This window comes from Sodalinema sp. (assembly GCF_046483825.1).
Classification (GTDB): Bacteria; Cyanobacteriota; Cyanobacteriia; order Cyanobacteriales; family Geitlerinemataceae; genus Sodalinema.
Genome location: NZ_JAWOCL010000221.1, coordinates 1 through 16,686, shown reverse-complemented (window position 1 = coordinate 16,686; position 16,686 = coordinate 1). Strand labels below are relative to the sequence as shown.

The following is a 16,686-nucleotide window of genomic DNA, read 5'->3' as shown; positions in this document are numbered from 1 at the left end:
GGCAACCGGCTAGGGGCGTACCTTTGTGGTTGCCCTGTGATGGTTCGGTCGCCCTGTGATGGTTCCGTTGTGGTGGTTTGTTGGTATAGCAATCGAAGATTGTCTTAAGACACTCGGAATTGAGGGAGAATCCTCCACCTGTCGCCTGTTGCCTCTTGCCTTCTCTTCCCCCATTTTTTGTCCGATTTAGACTATTTTTGGCTAGATAACTTGGCATCAATGCGATCGCCGACGGTGTGCTTGGGCCAGAAATTAGGGACAATGGGGGAGGAGAACGCTTACCCGGCAACTGTCATGCTCAAATATGCTTATTTCCCTGGCTGTGTAGCCCAGGGGGCCTGTCGTGAATTGTATGATTCGACGGCGGCGTTAACGCAAGCTCTCGACATTGAACTGATTGAACTGAAACGGGCGGCCTGTTGCGGTTCGGGAACCTTCAAGGAAGAATCGGCTCTCCTCGAAGATACGGTGAATGCTCGCAACATTGCTCTGGCCGAAGAACTGAACTTACCGCTGCTGACTCATTGCAGCACCTGTCAGGGAGTCATCGGGCGGGTGGATGAACGGCTTAAAGCGGCTCAGAGCGATCGCCCCGAGTATGTCGAGCAAATCAATGATCTCCTCAGTAACGACCACTGTTCCCCCTACCGGGGCGCAACCGAGGTCAAACATCTACTGTGGGCCTTGGTGGGGGACTATGGCCTAGAGGAACTGCAAAAGCGGGTCACGCGCAAACTCAGTGGTCTCAAATGTGCAGCCTTCTACGGCTGCTATATCCTCCGCGCCCAAAGTCATCTGCCCTATGATGACCCTCATAACCCTCAGTCGATGGAAAACGTCTTTCGCACCGTGGGCGCGACCCCGATTGAGTATGGTGGACGGACCCAATGCTGTGGCTGGCCCCTGTCGAGTTACGCCACGGAACAGTCCTTTCAGATGGCCGGAACTCATCTGCAAGCAGCACTTGACGCGGGGGCAGATTGTATGGTAACGCCTTGCCCCCTCTGTCATCTGAATCTTGACTCCCGGCAACCGGATGTCGAAACCGTCATGGGCCGGAAACTTGGCTTACCGGTCTTGCATTTACCCCAACTGGTGGCTCTGGCCCTGGGTCTTGATCCCAAGGTCTTAGGCCTCGATCGCCACATGGTGTCCACAAGCCCAGTTTTAGCAAAATTGGGGCTTTAATTCCCGCAAGAGCTGATGAGTCAAGGGCTGTAACCCTTTTGGCCTGGACTTCCGAAATGTCAACTTTGTTAAAGTTTTGCTGCATTTTGTCATCGTAGTCCAAGTGACACGATAGACTAGCCCATAATCCAAAGGTCGCTGATTGACAGAATTTTCAATTTTGCCAATCCGACAATAATCAAAAACCAGTCGCAGAGCATTCGTTTGGAGTAATCTTCAATGTCTCATTCGGTAAAAATCTATGACACCTGCATCGGATGCACTCAATGCGTCCGTGCTTGTCCCTTAGACGTGTTGGAAATGGTGCCTTGGGATGGCTGTAAAGCTGGCCAAATTGCCACCTCTCCCCGTACAGAAGACTGCATCGGCTGCAAACGTTGCGAAACGGCTTGCCCGACCGACTTCTTGAGCGTCCGAGTCTATCTTGGTGCGGAAACCACCCGCAGCATGGGTCTGGCTTACTAATTCACGGACTTGGGACCATCTGTTGTCCCGTTCGTCTCCAAGGGGGTGCGATCGCACCCCCTTTTTTGCTGCCATACCCCCAGGGTCAGATCCCAGGTCAGATCCCAGGTCAGATCCCAGGTCTTACCTAGACGATCCGGACAGAGCAGCCCTCAACCTGTCAAAAGGCCTCAAGTTTTGCTAAGTTCATAAGCCAGGTGTGGTTTGTCAACGGGTTCGTCAGGAGTGAACAACTAATGTGTGGAATTGTCGGCTATATCGGAATGCAGCCCGCCAGCGAGATTTTACTGGCCGGCCTCGAAAAACTTGAATATCGCGGGTATGACTCAGCGGGAATCGCAACGGTGAACGACACAACCATTCACTGTGTGCGGGCCAAAGGCAAACTCCACAACCTGCGTAGCAAACTTCAGGGAAACGACAACCCAGCCCAAATCGGCATTGGTCATACCCGTTGGGCCACCCACGGGAAACCCGAAGAATACAACGCCCATCCTCACATGGATGTCTCGGGCCGGATTGCCGTGGTCCAAAATGGCATTATTGAAAATTACCGGGAACTGCGGGCGGACTTACAAGCCAAAGGCCATCTGTTTAAATCCGACACCGATACGGAAGTCATCCCCCATCTGATTGCAGAATGCCTTAACGTTCCGAGTTCTGCGGCCCCGGCGACGGTGACCTCGTCAATCTTTCTCGAAGCGGTCCGTCAAGCCGTCAACAGCCTAGAAGGCGCCTTTGCCATCGCCGTTATTCATGCCGACTACCCCGATGAACTCATCGTGGCCCGCCAACAGGCTCCCCTCTCCATTGGCTTTGGCCAAGGGGAATTTTTCTGCGCCTCGGATACCCCCGCCCTGATTCCCCATACTCGGGCGGTGTTGACCTTAGACAATGGGGAAATGGGCAAACTGACCCCTCTGGGGGTTGAACTGTATAACTTCGAGGGCGATCGCCTCAAGAGAAGCCCCCGCACCCTCACCTGGAACCCCATCGTGGTCGAGAAACAGGGGTTCAAGCATTTCATGCTCAAGGAAATCTACGAGCAGCCGGGGGTGGTGCGCGTCTGTCTCGAAGCCTATACCGATAGCACCTGGGAAGCCGGCCAACCCAACCCACCCGTCAACTTAAATCTCAACCCCAGTCTCTACGAGGGCCTGGATCACATCCAAATTCTCGCCTGTGGTACCAGTTGGCACGCGGGCCTGGTGGGGAAATATCTCCTCGAACAGTTGGCGGGGATTCCGACTATGGTTCAATATGCCTCGGAGTTTCGCTATGCACCCGCGCCGTTGATGGCCAATACTCTCGTGATTGGCGTTACGCAATCGGGGGAAACGGCGGATACGTTGGCGGCGTTGGCCATGGAACAGGAACGACGACAGAATTTAGAGGCCAAATTCAGTCCCCGTCTGCTGGGGATTACCAATCGCCCGGAATCCTCTCTGGGAAATTTGGTGGAGAACATCATTGATACCCATGCGGGCATTGAAATTGGCGTTGCGGCGACAAAAACCTTTGTGGCTCAGGTGATGGCGTTTTATGCCCTGGCCATCGATTTAAGCTACCGTCGCGGGACGCTCTCGGAATCGCGCATTGAGGAGATTCTCACGGGGTTGCGACAACTTCCTGGGGAAATTGAGTCGGTGCTGGAAAGTCAGGAACGCTATATCGAAGAGTTGGCTCATGAGTTTGGGGAAACGCAAGATTTTATCTTCCTTGGCCGAGGCATTAATTTCCCGATCGCCCTCGAAGGTGCGTTGAAACTCAAGGAAATCAGCTATATCCACGCCGAAGGCTATCCGGCGGGGGAGATGAAACATGGCCCGATTGCGCTGTTGGATGCCAAGGTGCCGGTGGTGGCGATCGCCATGCCGGGATCGGTGTATGACAAGGTGTTATCGAATGCTCAAGAGGCCAAGGCTCGGGATGCGCGTCTGATTGGGGTGACTCCCATGGACGATAAGGAAGCCGAGGAAACCTTTGATAATCTGTTGCCGGTTCCGGTGGTTGAGGAACTGCTCTCGCCAATTTTGGCGGTGATTCCGCTGCAATTGTTGGCGTATCACATTGCGGCTCGTCGCGGCTTGGATGTGGATCAACCCCGCAATTTGGCGAAGTCTGTCACGGTAGAGTAGAGGAAATATCTTAACCTCGATCCCTTAATCGCTGGCTTGAACTTGTTGCCCCAGGCGCGGTTCGGTCCCCGAGAGAAGGCGATCGATGTTGGCTCGGTGGCGGATGAGGACGTAGGCGGTGGCGGCGATCGCAAACAGACAAAAGGGAAGGGGTTGATCGGTGCCGATCATCAAAACGGAGATGGCGATCGCCGAAAGCATCGAACTCAGCGACACGATGCGCGAGAGGGTAATAATGGTCACAAAGATGCCCAAGGTCGCTAGGCCAACGGGCCAGGAGAGGGCCAGCAAGACCCCTAAACTTGAGGCAACGGCTTTGCCCCCATTCGCTAGCTTGGCATCCCGTCCAGGACCCATCATCAGCCAGAGGGAGTTGGAATGGCCGAACAGTGCGGCGAGTCCGGCCAGGGTCATCATCCAGGGTTTCCAGATGTCGAGGTCGATTCCTGGTGGTACAAGTTGATACAAATCCCCGAGGTAATAGGCGATTCGCACGAGGCTAATGGCGGCGATCGCCTTGCAGACATCAGCACATAAGACAAATAGCCCCGCGCCTTTACCGACGACGCGCAACACATTTGTGGCCCCGGTTGAGCCGGAGCCATAGTGACGAATATCGATGTTTTTAAGATGATAGGTGACCCAATATCCCGTGGGGATTGAGCCAAACAGATATGCTGCAATGAGCAGCAAGGTATTGAATCCCACCTCAACAGCCATAGGTGACAGTCCGCGCTTGATGTCTGAGCCAGTGTCTTTGGTATCTATGGTATCAGAAACGGGGATCAGCGACGGGACCTGAAGGGGGAATTTTAGGGGGAGTCGTGGTCGGCGATAACGGTCTTGATCTGCTGCACGAAGCCGACATGATCGAGAATCGGTTTGGCGATGTAGCCGTCGGCGCCACTGGCTTTGAGGAAGGCTTCGCGATCGCCCACCATGGCGTTGGCGGTGACGAGAATGACGGGGAGTTTGGCGGTTTCGGGATCGGCTTTCAGCAGTTGAGTGATGCGGATTCCATCGACGGACTCTCCTTGGTAATGGCTATTTTTGAGCGAAACATCCATCAAAACCACGGCAACTTGTCCGGAACGGACGATTTGGAGAACTTCTTCGACATTTTCACTGTGGATTGAGTCGAGTCCTCCTCGTCGCTTGAGAACTTTCTGAAACACCATCCAATTGATGGGATCGTCTTCTACGACCAAAATAGTTGTCATGGCGTTGTCCTTATATAGAGATATGCCCCTGTTCTCTCAGGTATTCTTGAGGGTTGAGAGGGAATCCGGATGGCTCAAGCTTGAGAATTGTTGCTCGGTTAGGTTGGTTCGCTTGTGAGTCAGATGGCGCTCAATTGACTCTGAGGGGCGATCGCAATTACGGCTTGGGTGTGATGAATATCACAGCCAGACTCGATGGCGATCGCCAAGCTTATAGGAAAAATAAGCCACATTTTAACTGTAGCCGTCTATACAGATCTATGTTGACTCCAATCACGCCATCAGCCACAACACTCAGCGAGTTGGCGGCTCAGGTTTGGAATTCTGGCAAAATTTCCAGCCAAGACCGTCAGTTTCTACGTTCACTGTTTACGGAGCATCTGCCCTCCGAAGAGGAAATTGCTGCGGTTGACCGCTTACTTCATGCCATTCGTCGAGGCTGGATTCAAATGCTAGAGTAAGATCCGCTCAACTCGAAACATTCACCTCGAGGACACCCAGATACACCCAGATACACCCAGATACACCCAAATACAAATTAAGTTAAAACACGAGCGGTAGCTTTAGCCTGTTTCGCTTCGGCTCGTTTTTGTGCTGCTAACAGATAGCGTTTCCAGAAGACCCGAACGGTACTGGGGTTAATTCCCACCAATTGCGCGAGTAGCTCATGGGGAATACCGCGCATGTCTCGATAGGATAGCCATCGTGAGAGGTGGCGCAAAATCAAGAAGGCCCGTCGGAAGGATGAAGGGTCATTCAGAATGTCTTGAAGATCAGAAATACTCCCCATGCGTTTTTGCAGGGCCTGCGATCGCTCCTCCTGGCTGTTGGGCGCATAAAAACGCACCTTCCCCGCGACATGGATGCGGCTACAGTCAATGTCATAACAGCCCCCCACCAGCGCTCCAGGTGGAATCCAGTCACAGTAGAAGCCTTTTTGTAAAATCAGACCCCCTTTCGAGTCTTCGGTCAGCGCCAAAATCTGACCACTTTTAAGTAACGAAAGCGGCAGACTGACGGATAAAGCCCGTGTGGGTTGGTTATCGATTTGAGGAGAGTCCTGTGACATCCCAAGATACCTGGGTTGGAATAGATCTACCTCAGTTTTACCTGATCATGACAAAAATGGCTACAACACTCGGCTCTGTCAACCGTAAATCTACTCAATTTTTCATGTTTGGGGGTCTTTAGATCCCTCGAACAGAGTCAGAGGTGACCGTCAATCAAGACCTTCAGGAATCGTAGTGGTAATCATCGTCTGGTTCAACCGCTTTCTTAAAGATTTGGTGAAGCTGATGGCCGAGTCTTAGAAAACTTGTGCAGAAACAGGCTTTAGCTTAAACAGAGGTCTTCGACGACACGAATGCGGCCTCGGATCACAGCCCGTAACAAGCGGTCGACCGAACGCCGTTCCATATCATCGAGGCTGTCATCGAGGGTTGCGGCCAGAAGGCCATAGCGGTCCGCGAGCGTCAGCTGACCCTGTTCCGCCGCTGAGGCGAGCATCGCGGGAATCGCGCCAGGGAGGAGTTGCAGTGAGGGTAACATGGTAATTGGGGGAGGGTTGTCCTTAACTATCTCTAGTATTGACGAACTCTCTGGGTTTTGCGGTGACCAATCCCGCCTCTTGATGGCGATCGTAAACACCTCTGGCGATGATATATCTTACATTAACTTGTGATATTAATCACAAGAATTTGAACCCTCTAGCAAAACGCGGTCAGTTTTCCTGTTCAATTAAGGCTTAATGAGGTAGCAAGAGATCCCGCTGCGACCCATCAATTCGTCCAGCATCATAGAGAGTCTGGGCAATTTCAGAGACAGTTAACACAGAATGAGCCTGATAGCCTTCCTGTTTGAGTCGTGTTTTGACTCCCTTTTCATGGTCAATTAATACGACAATATCGTTCACCTTTAAGCCCGCCGATTCAAGTTTTTCTGCTCCTTCAATGGCACTGGTTCCACTAATTAAAATATCATCCACCACGACAACGGTTTCACCGGAATTAAACTGCCCTTCAATCAAGCGACGGGTTCCGTGAGCCTTAACTTCCTTACGGGGGAAAATCATCGGGTGATGCAATCGTAAAGACAGTCCCGTTGCTGTGGGCAACGAACCATAAGGGATCCCAGCAATCCGGTCAAAAACGAGGTTATCGAGGATTTGGGCGTAGGCATTCAAGACCTGATGAAAGACTTGGGGATTGGAAATAATTTTGCGTAAATCGATGTAGTAGGCGAACTCAGCCCCTGAGGCTTGGACATAATCCCCAAAGAGGATGCACTGGAGGTCAAACAGTTGCAGGATCAAGTCCCGGTGGGGATGGGGGGGGCTAGAGGGGGGCGCTGTCCAAAGTTGGCAACTGGCGGCGGTTTGGTTGATATCTTCACGAACAGGGCTGATGCTGCGGTTCAACTGTTGCAGTCGCTCCCCGAGATTGGCCTCTCGCAGCCAGTCTTGAGGAACCGGCAATAATAAACCGTTGCCAGTGGTATCTAAACCCGCCCGTAGGAACTGCTCTAGGTGCTGAGCGTCTCCCCAAATGCTACGGGCGAACAGCAGCCGTTCTGGGGCGATCGCGCGCACTTGGGCCAGAGCGTCGGGGCGAGAGGTTCCCACTTCAAAGCCAAGCTGTTCTGGGGGCGCCCAGGTTCGCGCTTCCTGGACGAGATGTTGGTAAAAGGGCATTTGGCCAGGGGGATACTCTTGAATGACTCGGGCGGCGGGATTGGAGGTGCGACAGACGACGAAACTGGCTTTGTCGCCGTAGAGGAGAAACGGGGCGATCGCATCCTGGCCCGCCAGAGGCGAGAGGGTAACGGCATCAACGCCCCAGTCTTGGAAGATGGTTTTGGCTAAGCGGCTGGCAGTATTGAGATCGCTATGTTTGGCATCGAGGATAATGGGAAGATGAGGGGGAATCTCTTGTCGGACCTCCATCAATAGCTCGAATCCGGGAGCGCCGAGGGCCTGATAAAAGCCTAAACTTGGTTTATAGGCACAGACTTGGTCTGCTGTCTGTTGGATAATGGTTCGTAACCAGTCAGAGAGGGCCTCGATGGAGTCGGGTTGACGGGAGCGATCGCCTCCGGGCATCATCTCCGGGTTGGGATCGATGCCAACCACGAGGAGGCTGTTGTTTTGGGCAATAGCACTGTTGAGTTTGTCGAAAAATCCAGTCATAGTGGGTCAGAGTCGGTTGGCGTTGGCGGGAAAGGACAGGGACAGATGTTAACCACAAACGTGATTAGTTTGGGCGATCGCCTGCGGCAACAGTTAGAGGCGGCCATTGCCCCGAGGGATTGTCCGGCAACGATTCCCCTCAAGGGAACTCATGGCGGACTTCCGGTGGGGTATCGCTGTGCGATCGCCCTCAAACTCGATCCCCGTCAGGGATTGGCGATCGCCGAAGACTTAGCCGGCTCTTTGAATGCCTCAGATTATACGGTGTCGGTTACGCCGCCGGGGTTACTGGATATCTCCATTCGCGATCGGCTTCTGGCGGACTGGCTCCAAGTTTGGGCCGATGGGACGGTTCGCCAAGGAACCTCTCGCGGCGATCGCCCCGGGACCACAGAACCGGTTGAGATCCCCTTTGCGGTGCAATATGCTCACGCCCGCTGTCAATCCCTGTTACGGCTTGGGGAACGAGAAGGCTGGATTCACTTAGATCAAGCCGGTATCGTTGAACCCCGCCCTTTGCCCTGGTTAGAGGAATCGGGACGGTTGAGTCTCACCCATCCGGCTGAGGCCCGTCTGATTGCTCATTGTGTCACGGTTGCTGATGCGATCGCCTTAACCCCAAACCCCGATAGTCTTAAGTTACTGATGGGGCTTAGCGGCGCGTTTGAGGCATTTTATCGAGATTGTCCCCCCGCTGACCATTCTCTGCTTCGTTTGGGGCTGCTGTCGGTGACGGGGACATTGCTGTATTGGTTACTTGAAGTGGGATTAGGCGTCGAGGCGATCGCCCAAATGTGACAGAGTCTTGAAATTTTCGTAAAAAAGGGATGACAAATTTGAAATCGTCGGTTATAGTTACCAATGTGTGAGGAGCGAACCAGTAAGAGCACCGAGACGAAACACGGCCAGTCGTCGGTGCTCTTTCTGATCTCAGAATTTCTATCAAGTCCACCGGCTTGTCGTTTATTCCCCGAACTGTTCGAGCCATTGCTCTGTCTCTTCAAGCATCTCTGGGGAAACGTTTTCCTGTTCTGCCAGCCATTCCATCGCCTCGAGCGATCCGTCATCGAGCCATCGTATCACCACACCCCAGAACATCGCCTCTTCATTCGTGGGGTTGATGCGGACTGTTGCATCAATACGTCGCCAAAGCCGCTGGGTATTGGATGAAAGCATCGACATCACCTCAGAACGTTCATCATCGTTGAGGTTCGTTAACAGGGTTTTGGACTCGGCCCAGCGGCCATCTAATAACGCCGTCAGCAAGGTTTGACTGGGGCTGGCCCAAGCGGCGTTCGCCTGAGCTGAGAGGATTTCGGCGTGAAAGGCAATTGTATCGAGTTGAGCTTGAGCGTTTTGCGTCCATTGGCTACCCTGTCCCCGTTTGAGGGAGCGTAGGATCGACTCCGCCTCAGACCAAAGGCCGTTGCGAGCCAACAGTAGGGCATTTTGATAGGTGCGACTGTCTAGGGCCGGCTCACTCAACGAGAGCGGTACTAACTGGACTGGGTTGGGCAAAAAACTCCGCGATCGCAAGTGATAGACCGCAAAATCTGGCTCTAAGCCCACTGTCCGATCCACCACAAACTCGGGCCGTCCGCCGCCGGTGAATTCTTGCCATTGGGGCAACTGTCCCGAGGGAGAAGTCCATTCCAGCATCAAACTGAGACTATAGCGACTGGGGTTATAGTGGTAAACCTGACCATAACTTAAGCCAGTCTCGCCGGTGTTCTGTTCTCCAATCAGGTTAAACCAAAGTCCATCAGCGGGAGCATTCTCCGTTAGCGGTTGCAGGTGAGTCAGAGGTAATGGACGGGTTGAGCCAGGATTTAGGGATTTGGCGTTCACGAGGGGGGCGATCGCGTAGGATTCCGCCGGCCCCGTGACGTCAATCTCGGCTGTTAGATAAAACAACGATGAGGAATTATGATTCCAGGCCGGAGAGACCCGTTGATAGATCTGTAGCGCGACAATCTCAAAACATTGATTTCCACAGGGTTCAGGGCGCTTTTGCAGCACCGGAAGCAACACATCCGGCTCGACACTCGCTCCGGGAATTTCAATGGGTTCTGCGGGAGTATAGCCGCTGTCTTCGAGGCGATCGCGGATCTCGGTCAAACTTTCCGGGGTATTTGAGGATTGGAAGGCTAACTGAGTCCAATCGGGGAGATGATCCGAGAGCCAGCGAGCTGAATCCGGCTCAACGATGAGTTTTGCTCCCAGCCAAACCCCTCCAGTAATTGTCGCAAACGCTCCCACCCATACCCCCGCCAAACTCATTTGCAGAAGGATGTCTTTCCAGGGAAACCAGGACTTACGACGCGGTAAAGGTTGTCTCATAAGAAAGGCAAGAGGCAAGAGGCAATAGGCAAGAGGGGGGAAGAGGGAAGAGGGAACAGGGAATAGGGAATAGGGAATAGGGAACAGGGAACAGGGGAATCTCTATTACTCTCAACGATCAAGGCTGAAGCGTCAACTCTGTTGCCTTCAATATTGGTGTAATAGACATATTAGAATTTGCACAAAAATAATAATATATGTTTTTATGGCAGACATTTAGGCTTTTATGGTTGTCCTAGTTTATTTGGCGACAATAAATAGGGCTAGATAGAAGAAGGGGCGATCGCGCGATCGCCCCCGGGTCGTTAAACCACCCGTTAAGCAAGCCAACGAGTCGCCTAAACCGAACCGCCAGCCGCTTGAAACCGCGCCCGCGCCCGTTTTAGAGCTTGTTTTGCCTGAATCTGCTCCTGTTTGGGGCCATCAGCCGCCTTGCTGACTCGTTCGGTCGCTTCCTCATAGGCCGTGCGAGCCTTCTCCAAATCGATATCAGCGCCTCGCTCGGCTCCATTAACTAAGATGGTCACTAAATCATTGTCCACCTCAGCAAAGCCACCCATCAGCGCAATGGGAACCCACTCCTTACCCGGACGAACTCGCATCACACCCGTATCCAGGGCGCTTAACAGAGGCGCGTGACCTCCCAAAATACCTAATTGTCCCGTAGTACTCGGCAGAATCACCTCATCGGCCTCAGCTTCCCAGACCGTTTTGTCGGGTGCAATGACACGAACTTGTAAACTCATAATCCTTTAATCTTCTCTGACAGTGAATCAAGGGGTAGCCCCAAAGAACTACCCCAAAACAGTCTTAGACCGGCAAATCCTAGGATTCAGCCTTCATTTTCTCAGCCTTAGCTTTCGCTTCATTGATGTCACCCACCAAGTAGAACGCTTGCTCAGGCAGGTCATCGAGTTCACCGTTGAGGATCATTTGGAACCCTTTAATGGTGTCTTCGAGTTTGACATATTTACCAGGCGCACCGGTGAAGATTTCTGCCACAAAGAAGGGTTGAGACAAGAAACGTTCGATTTTCCGAGCGCGGGCCACGGTCTGACGGTCATCTTCGGACAACTCATCGAGACCCAAAATGGCGATGATGTCTTGCAGTTCTTTGTAGCGTTGCAGCGTCGATTGAACCGAGCGAGCCGTATCGTAATGTTCCTGACCCACAATCTCGGGTTGTAACATCGTCGAAGTGGAGTCGAGGGGGTCAACCGCCGGATAAATCCCTTTGGAGGCTAACGCACGAGAAAGTACCGTGGTGGCGTCCAAGTGAGCAAAGGTGGTCGCGGGAGCGGGGTCAGTCAAGTCATCGGCAGGGACGTAGACCGCTTGAATCGAAGTAATCGACCCTTCTGTCGTCGAGGTAATGCGTTCTTGCAGTTCACCCATTTCCGTTCCCAGAGTGGGCTGATATCCCACAGCAGAGGGCATCCGTCCAAGTAGTGCCGACACCTCAGACCCCGCTTGCACGAAGCGGAAGATGTTGTCAATAAACAGCAGCACGTCTAATTTGGAGACATCACGGAAGTATTCCGCCATGGTCAACGCCGACAGGCCCACCCGCATCCGCGCACCGGGGGGTTCATTCATTTGACCGTAGACGAGGGCAACCTTGGAGTTTTCAAAGTTGTCTTTGTCAATCACCCCAGAATCGAGCATCTCGTTGTAGAGGTCATTCCCTTCACGGGTGCGTTCACCCACACCGCCGAACACCGACACACCGCCGTGCGCTTTGGCGATGTTGTTAATCAGTTCCATAATGATGACGGTTTTACCGACACCGGCACCACCAAACAAGCCCACTTTACCGCCACGACGGTAGGGAGCCAGCAGGTCAACCACTTTAATTCCCGTTTCTTGAATGGAGGGTTTGGTTTCGAGTTCCGTCAGTTTAGGAGCGCTGCGGTGGATGGGGGAGGTTTCACCAGTGGTGACCTCACCTTGTTCGTCAACGGTTTCACCGAGAACGTTGAAAATGCGTCCGAGAGTCACTTTCCCAACGGGAACGCTGATGGCGGAACCGGTGTCGACAACGTCCATGCCGCGAACCAACCCGTCGGTGGAACTCATGGAGACGGCGCGAACTTGGTTATCACCGAGGAGTTGTTGCACTTCGCAGGTGATGGAGATATCTTCTCCAGCCTGGTTTTTAGCGGTAACTTTGAGGGCGTTATAGATGCTGGGCATCTTACCCGTGGGGAATTTGGCATCGATGACGGGACCGATGATCTGGGTAATGTAGCCCGTATTGGTTTTTTGTGCCGTGCTGACCATGCTTGTCTCTATTTAATGTAAATCGTCTATGAATTTGGAAGGGTGGCTATTACTTCGAGTTCAAATATGCCACCCTCAAGCCTACCACCTTTGTTGGACACAGGGAACAGGAGAAGGAGGCAAGAGGCAAGAGGCAACAGGCAATAGGGCGGTAGGGTGTGTTCGGGCATCGATTCGGGTTGGACTTGGACGATTGGCTTCAAACTTGCCCGAACGCACCGCTTGGGCAATCGGCCCCTAATCGGGGTTAGGTGGCGCCGCCGCCTAGGATGATGAGACTGACGAGGGTGCCACTGTTCCAGAGGCCGTGCATGAGCATGGCCGCTAGAAGGTTGCGCGATCGCGTGTAGGTGATCCCCAGTACAATCCCTAGGGTGGCTAGAGGGAGAACCTCCGAGACGCTGAGGTGGGCGACGGCGAAAATCAGAGAACTCAGCACAATCGCGGCCCAGACGGGGACGTAACGAGTTAGGGACGGCAGCAAAAAGCCTCGAAACATTAACTCTTCAAAGACAGGGGCCAAGACCGAAGCGGTCAGGAAAAAGCAGGTAATGGCCACCCAGTCTTGTCCTTCTAGGGCAATTTCTAAAATTGGATTGCTGCCCCCTTTTCCGTCCCAAATTTGCTGGTTAATGAGCGAAATTCCTAATACCAAAGGAACCGCTGCAATGTAGCCGCCAATGCCCCAACCTAAGCCGGGAAACAACCGAAAGCGGAACCAGTCTTCTTTGAGGGGAAAATAGGGTTTGAGAGACCGGTAAAGAACCGCGAGGGCAGCCGCACCCGAGAGGAGATAACTAAAGAAAATTGATACGGCTTGCCAACGACTGGAGGCGGCATCAGTGGCAATGTTTGCCAGGCGGTAGATGACAGGTAACAGGAGTCCGGCGGTTAGGGCTTGACCGATAAAAAAGACGATAAAAAAGCCAACCACGATGACTTGAACGATGGTGTCCCAACCCCAATCTAAACTCCAGGACTGACTTTGGTTGCGGGCAAGTAGGGCTGATTCTCCTTTGATAAACCATTGTCCAATCAGGAAGATAAGTAATCCTATTCCTAATAGTAATGTTACGCCAGAAATCAGGGTAAGAACCACTAATTTAACTAAGGTTTTTTGGGCGATTTCTTGTTCTTGGGTTTGTAAGGCTGCCAGTTGTTGACTGTTGTCTTGGACTTGATAAAGTTGGGAAAGGGCGCGATAGCGGAACCAGCCGGATAATTCGTTGGAGAGGACAGCGGCGGCGGTGTCTTCGCTGGGTGGGGGGGTTGAGGCGTCCCAGAGATCAATGAGGATGGCGGTGGTGGGTTCTGAGTCGTCCCCTTGGCTGTCTGACCACAGTGTTAAGGCTTGTTCGGGGCGATCGCCGTGGGCTAACAAAATCCCCAAACGCAGTTCTAGGGTAGATTTCAGGTCTTGGGCTTGCTGAATTGCCCCGTCAAGTTGCGTCACATCAGGAAGACCGTTCACTGAGGAATCGGGCAAGTTCAGCCGTTGTTCCTGGTTCATGGCCAGGGTTCGTCGAACCGAGTTGAGGGCATCGCGATATTGGGCGATCGCCGTCTCATAGACATCTTCCCCAATGATTCCCCCCGGTAAGCCATTCATATCCCATTCCGGCGGAGGTTCCCATTCGGCCGCTTGTAAGGATAAATTGGTTTGGGCTAAATCGAGGCGACTTTGAATTTGGGGCTGTTGCCAACTACTGACGAGGGCTAAGGCCACCACCACGGTGGTTAAAACTGAGAGAATCAGGAGGATAACTTGTCTGGGGGACATAGCAAGGGACGATAGAGTTAGGAAACAGGCTAAGGATAGATCTCCTCAACTAGCCTACATGATTCCCCGTTGTTTCAGCTTGAGCGGTTATGCCCCGACTTCCGACATTGACCTTTGATCGCGGAACCCTGCTATTGCATCCGCCACCTCGGGCCAAAGGCTGGATTCAGTTCGCCACCTGGGACGATCGCGTTGAGAAGTTTCGCATTCGGGGGATGGACTATCGCCCGCTCGTCGAAAGTCTCTGGGCGGAAGGGGTGCAGTTTGAGGATCAGGCCCGAGGCTTTATTCCCCTGGAGTTGGACTGTCGGTTATCCCTGAAACCTTATCCTCACCAAGAGGAGGCGTTGGCGGCCTGGAAACAGGCGGGCCGCTGTGGGGTGGTGGTGTTACCGACGGCGGCGGGAAAAACCTATTTGGCCCAACTCTGTTTGCAGGAAACCCCTCGCAGTACCTTGATTGTGGTGCCGACGTTGGATTTGATGCACCAATGGTATGCGAATCTCAAGAATGCGTTTCCCAAGGCTGAGATTGGCTTGTTGGGGGGCGGTTCCCGCGATCGCAGTGCCATTTTAGTGGCCACCTATAATAGTGCGGCAATTCATGCTGAAGGCTTGGGCCATCTTTACGGAACTTTGATTTTTGATGAATGTCACCATCTCCCCAGTGACTTTTTTCGGGTGATTGCTGAATATGCGATCGCCCCCTATCGCCTCGGGTTAACGGCGACTCCTGAACGCAGCGATGGGAAACATGAGGATTTGAGACATCTGATTGGGGACCAAGTCTATCGCCGCAGCCCCGAGGATTTAGCCGGAAACGCTCTGGCGGACCATCGGGTGGAACAGATTAAAGTGCAACTGTCCCCGGAGGAACGCGATCGCTATCAGCATCTTATCAACTGTCGTAATGAGTTTTTAGAACGCTCTCGGATTAGTCTCAGTAGTCTCCAGGGATGGCAAACCTTCATTAAAGCCAGTGCGGGGTCTACCGAAGGACGACGGGCCATGAAGGCGCACCATGAAGCCAAGGCGATCGCCCTAGGAACCGACGCAAAACTGAGAGTTTTAGAAGATCTCCTAGCCCAACATTACCCCGAACCGATCCTAATTTTCACCAACGACAACGCCACCGTGTACCGCATTTCCCAAAACTTGCTCATTCCCGCCATCACCCACCAAACCCCCGTTAAAGAACGTCACGAGGTGCTATCTCGTTTCCGCCAGGGGGACTATCGCACCCTCGTCGCCTCCCATGTTCTCAACGAAGGGGTGGATGTGCCCGAGGCGCGGGTGGCGATTCTCCTATCGGGGAGTGGGTCCAACCGGGAATATATCCAACGACTGGGGCGAGTCTTGCGGCGCGGGAATGACCCTGGGAAGCAGGCAATTCTCTACGAGGTCATTTCTGAAGACACCAGCGAAGAACGCACCTCTAAGCGTCGCCGAGGGCAGTCTCCAGACCGCAACGCCAAGCCGCGCCCCCGTCCCTTAACGGTCGTCTCGAAGCCTGATGATCCGATTCCCTTCTACGATCGCCCTTCTCGTCGCTCTCAACCTCGCGCGGCTGAGGAGGGTTCTAGCTATAACAGCGATGAGGAGGAATAGATAATTAGCCCGAATTATTGCAGATTAACCCCATTTGAAAAAAACCCTTGTTCCTCGTGACTTGGCTCGATGCCAAGTCATGCCTTTTGGGAGGCTCTACCTCCCGAGGACAGGCGGCAGAGCCGCCCAGAGGACCTGTCACGGCTTCAGCCATGACACGAGGAGTAATCCATACAAAGCGGGGTTTTCAAACGTGGATTCCGTATCATCCGTATTAACCGCTCAGTCGTTGATTTGACCTCATAATTTGTAGGGGCAAACGGCTTTTTTCCGCAGACAATATTTGCAATTTATCATTAACTTTTCCTGTTGATTTCAACCTAAAATATTCAATAATTACTGGAAAAATAATCATATTTATGTTATTATTTAAACAACAAAAAACCTCATACTAAACAGGAGGCAAGCCATTGGAGACCCCATCAGCCAACTATGACCAACCCTGGAAAGAGGCAATCGAAGACTACCTAGAGCCATTTCTCGC

At 52.9% G+C, this 16,686-nt stretch carries 15 protein-coding genes; 6 read left to right on the top strand and 9 right to left on the bottom strand.

What is annotated here, in order from left to right; genetic code table 11:
- The first annotated feature begins 294 nt into the window (after positions 1-294).
- The 3 genes from R6U67_RS14470 (at position 295) to glmS (ending at position 3,791) form a co-directional block, all read left to right on the top strand.
- The gene (locus R6U67_RS14470) at positions 295-1,188 is read left to right on the top strand and encodes a CoB--CoM heterodisulfide reductase iron-sulfur subunit B family protein (protein WP_410253214.1); all 894 of its coding nucleotides are present in this window, start codon (positions 295-297) and stop codon (positions 1,186-1,188) included.
- A gap of 219 nt (positions 1,189-1,407) precedes the next feature.
- Complete coding sequence (gene psaC, locus R6U67_RS14465; protein WP_074162795.1) at positions 1,408-1,653, top strand: photosystem I iron-sulfur center protein PsaC; 246 nt, start codon at positions 1,408-1,410, stop codon at positions 1,651-1,653.
- A 236-nt stretch (positions 1,654-1,889) separates the two neighbouring features.
- Positions 1,890-3,791, top strand: a complete 1,902-nt coding sequence (gene glmS, locus R6U67_RS14460) for a glutamine--fructose-6-phosphate transaminase (isomerizing) (RefSeq protein ID WP_410253202.1) — start codon at positions 1,890-1,892, stop codon at positions 3,789-3,791.
- Between the two features lie 24 nt (positions 3,792-3,815).
- On the opposite strand, the gene plsY is transcribed toward glmS, so the two are convergent.
- Positions 3,816-4,511, bottom strand: a complete 696-nt coding sequence (gene plsY / locus R6U67_RS14455; RefSeq protein WP_410253201.1) for a glycerol-3-phosphate 1-O-acyltransferase PlsY — start codon at positions 4,509-4,511, stop codon at positions 3,816-3,818.
- Between the two features lie 92 nt (positions 4,512-4,603).
- Entirely contained in the window at positions 4,604-5,011 is a 408-nt protein-coding gene (locus tag R6U67_RS14450; protein ID WP_410253200.1) for a response regulator, read from the bottom strand.
- Between the two features lie 260 nt (positions 5,012-5,271).
- Between R6U67_RS14450 and R6U67_RS14445 the strand changes: the two genes are divergently transcribed.
- Positions 5,272-5,472, top strand: coding sequence for a hypothetical protein (locus R6U67_RS14445; protein ID WP_410253199.1), 201 nt, complete (start codon positions 5,272-5,274; stop codon positions 5,470-5,472).
- Positions 5,473-5,549: 77 nt separating this feature from the next.
- Here R6U67_RS14445 and R6U67_RS14440 read toward each other — a convergent pair whose 3' ends face one another.
- The 3 genes from R6U67_RS14440 to R6U67_RS14430 form a co-directional block, all read right to left on the bottom strand.
- Positions 5,550-6,080 carry a hypothetical protein gene (locus R6U67_RS14440; protein WP_410253198.1) on the bottom strand — a complete coding sequence of 177 codons (531 nt, stop codon included), beginning with the start codon at positions 6,078-6,080 and terminating at the stop codon, positions 5,550-5,552.
- Between the two features lie 263 nt (positions 6,081-6,343).
- Positions 6,344-6,559: a hypothetical protein gene (locus tag R6U67_RS14435; RefSeq protein WP_410253197.1), complete on the bottom strand. Its 216-nt coding sequence runs from the start codon at positions 6,557-6,559 to the stop codon at positions 6,344-6,346.
- Between the two features lie 196 nt (positions 6,560-6,755).
- Positions 6,756-8,195 carry a bifunctional orotidine-5'-phosphate decarboxylase/orotate phosphoribosyltransferase gene (locus R6U67_RS14430; RefSeq protein ID WP_410253196.1) on the bottom strand — a complete coding sequence of 480 codons (1,440 nt, stop codon included), beginning with the start codon at positions 8,193-8,195 and terminating at the stop codon, positions 6,756-6,758.
- A 45-nt stretch (positions 8,196-8,240) separates the two neighbouring features.
- Here R6U67_RS14430 and R6U67_RS14425 point away from each other — a divergent pair, with 45 nt between their 5' ends.
- The gene (locus tag R6U67_RS14425; protein ID WP_410253194.1) at positions 8,241-8,993 is read left to right on the top strand and encodes a DALR anticodon-binding domain-containing protein; all 753 of its coding nucleotides are present in this window, start codon (positions 8,241-8,243) and stop codon (positions 8,991-8,993) included.
- A 165-nt stretch (positions 8,994-9,158) separates the two neighbouring features.
- Here the strand turns inward: R6U67_RS14425 and R6U67_RS14420 are convergent, their stop codons facing one another.
- From R6U67_RS14420 to R6U67_RS14405, 4 genes are all read right to left on the bottom strand, one after another.
- Positions 9,159-10,535, bottom strand: coding sequence for a hypothetical protein (locus R6U67_RS14420; protein WP_410253193.1), 1,377 nt, complete (start codon positions 10,533-10,535; stop codon positions 9,159-9,161).
- 338 nt (positions 10,536-10,873) lie between these two features.
- Positions 10,874-11,281, bottom strand: a complete 408-nt coding sequence (atpC, locus tag R6U67_RS14415; RefSeq protein ID WP_410253192.1) for an ATP synthase F1 subunit epsilon — start codon at positions 11,279-11,281, stop codon at positions 10,874-10,876.
- 79 nt (positions 11,282-11,360) lie between these two features.
- Positions 11,361-12,815, bottom strand: coding sequence for a F0F1 ATP synthase subunit beta (gene atpD, locus R6U67_RS14410; protein ID WP_410253191.1), 1,455 nt, complete (start codon positions 12,813-12,815; stop codon positions 11,361-11,363).
- A gap of 247 nt (positions 12,816-13,062) precedes the next feature.
- Entirely contained in the window at positions 13,063-14,595 is a 1,533-nt protein-coding gene (locus R6U67_RS14405) for a CPBP family intramembrane glutamic endopeptidase (RefSeq protein ID WP_410253190.1), read from the bottom strand.
- A gap of 89 nt (positions 14,596-14,684) precedes the next feature.
- Here R6U67_RS14405 and R6U67_RS14400 point away from each other — a divergent pair, with 89 nt between their 5' ends.
- Positions 14,685-16,202 carry a DEAD/DEAH box helicase family protein gene (locus R6U67_RS14400; RefSeq protein WP_410253189.1) on the top strand — a complete coding sequence of 506 codons (1,518 nt, stop codon included), beginning with the start codon at positions 14,685-14,687 and terminating at the stop codon, positions 16,200-16,202.
- Positions 16,203-16,686 lie beyond the last annotated feature (484 nt).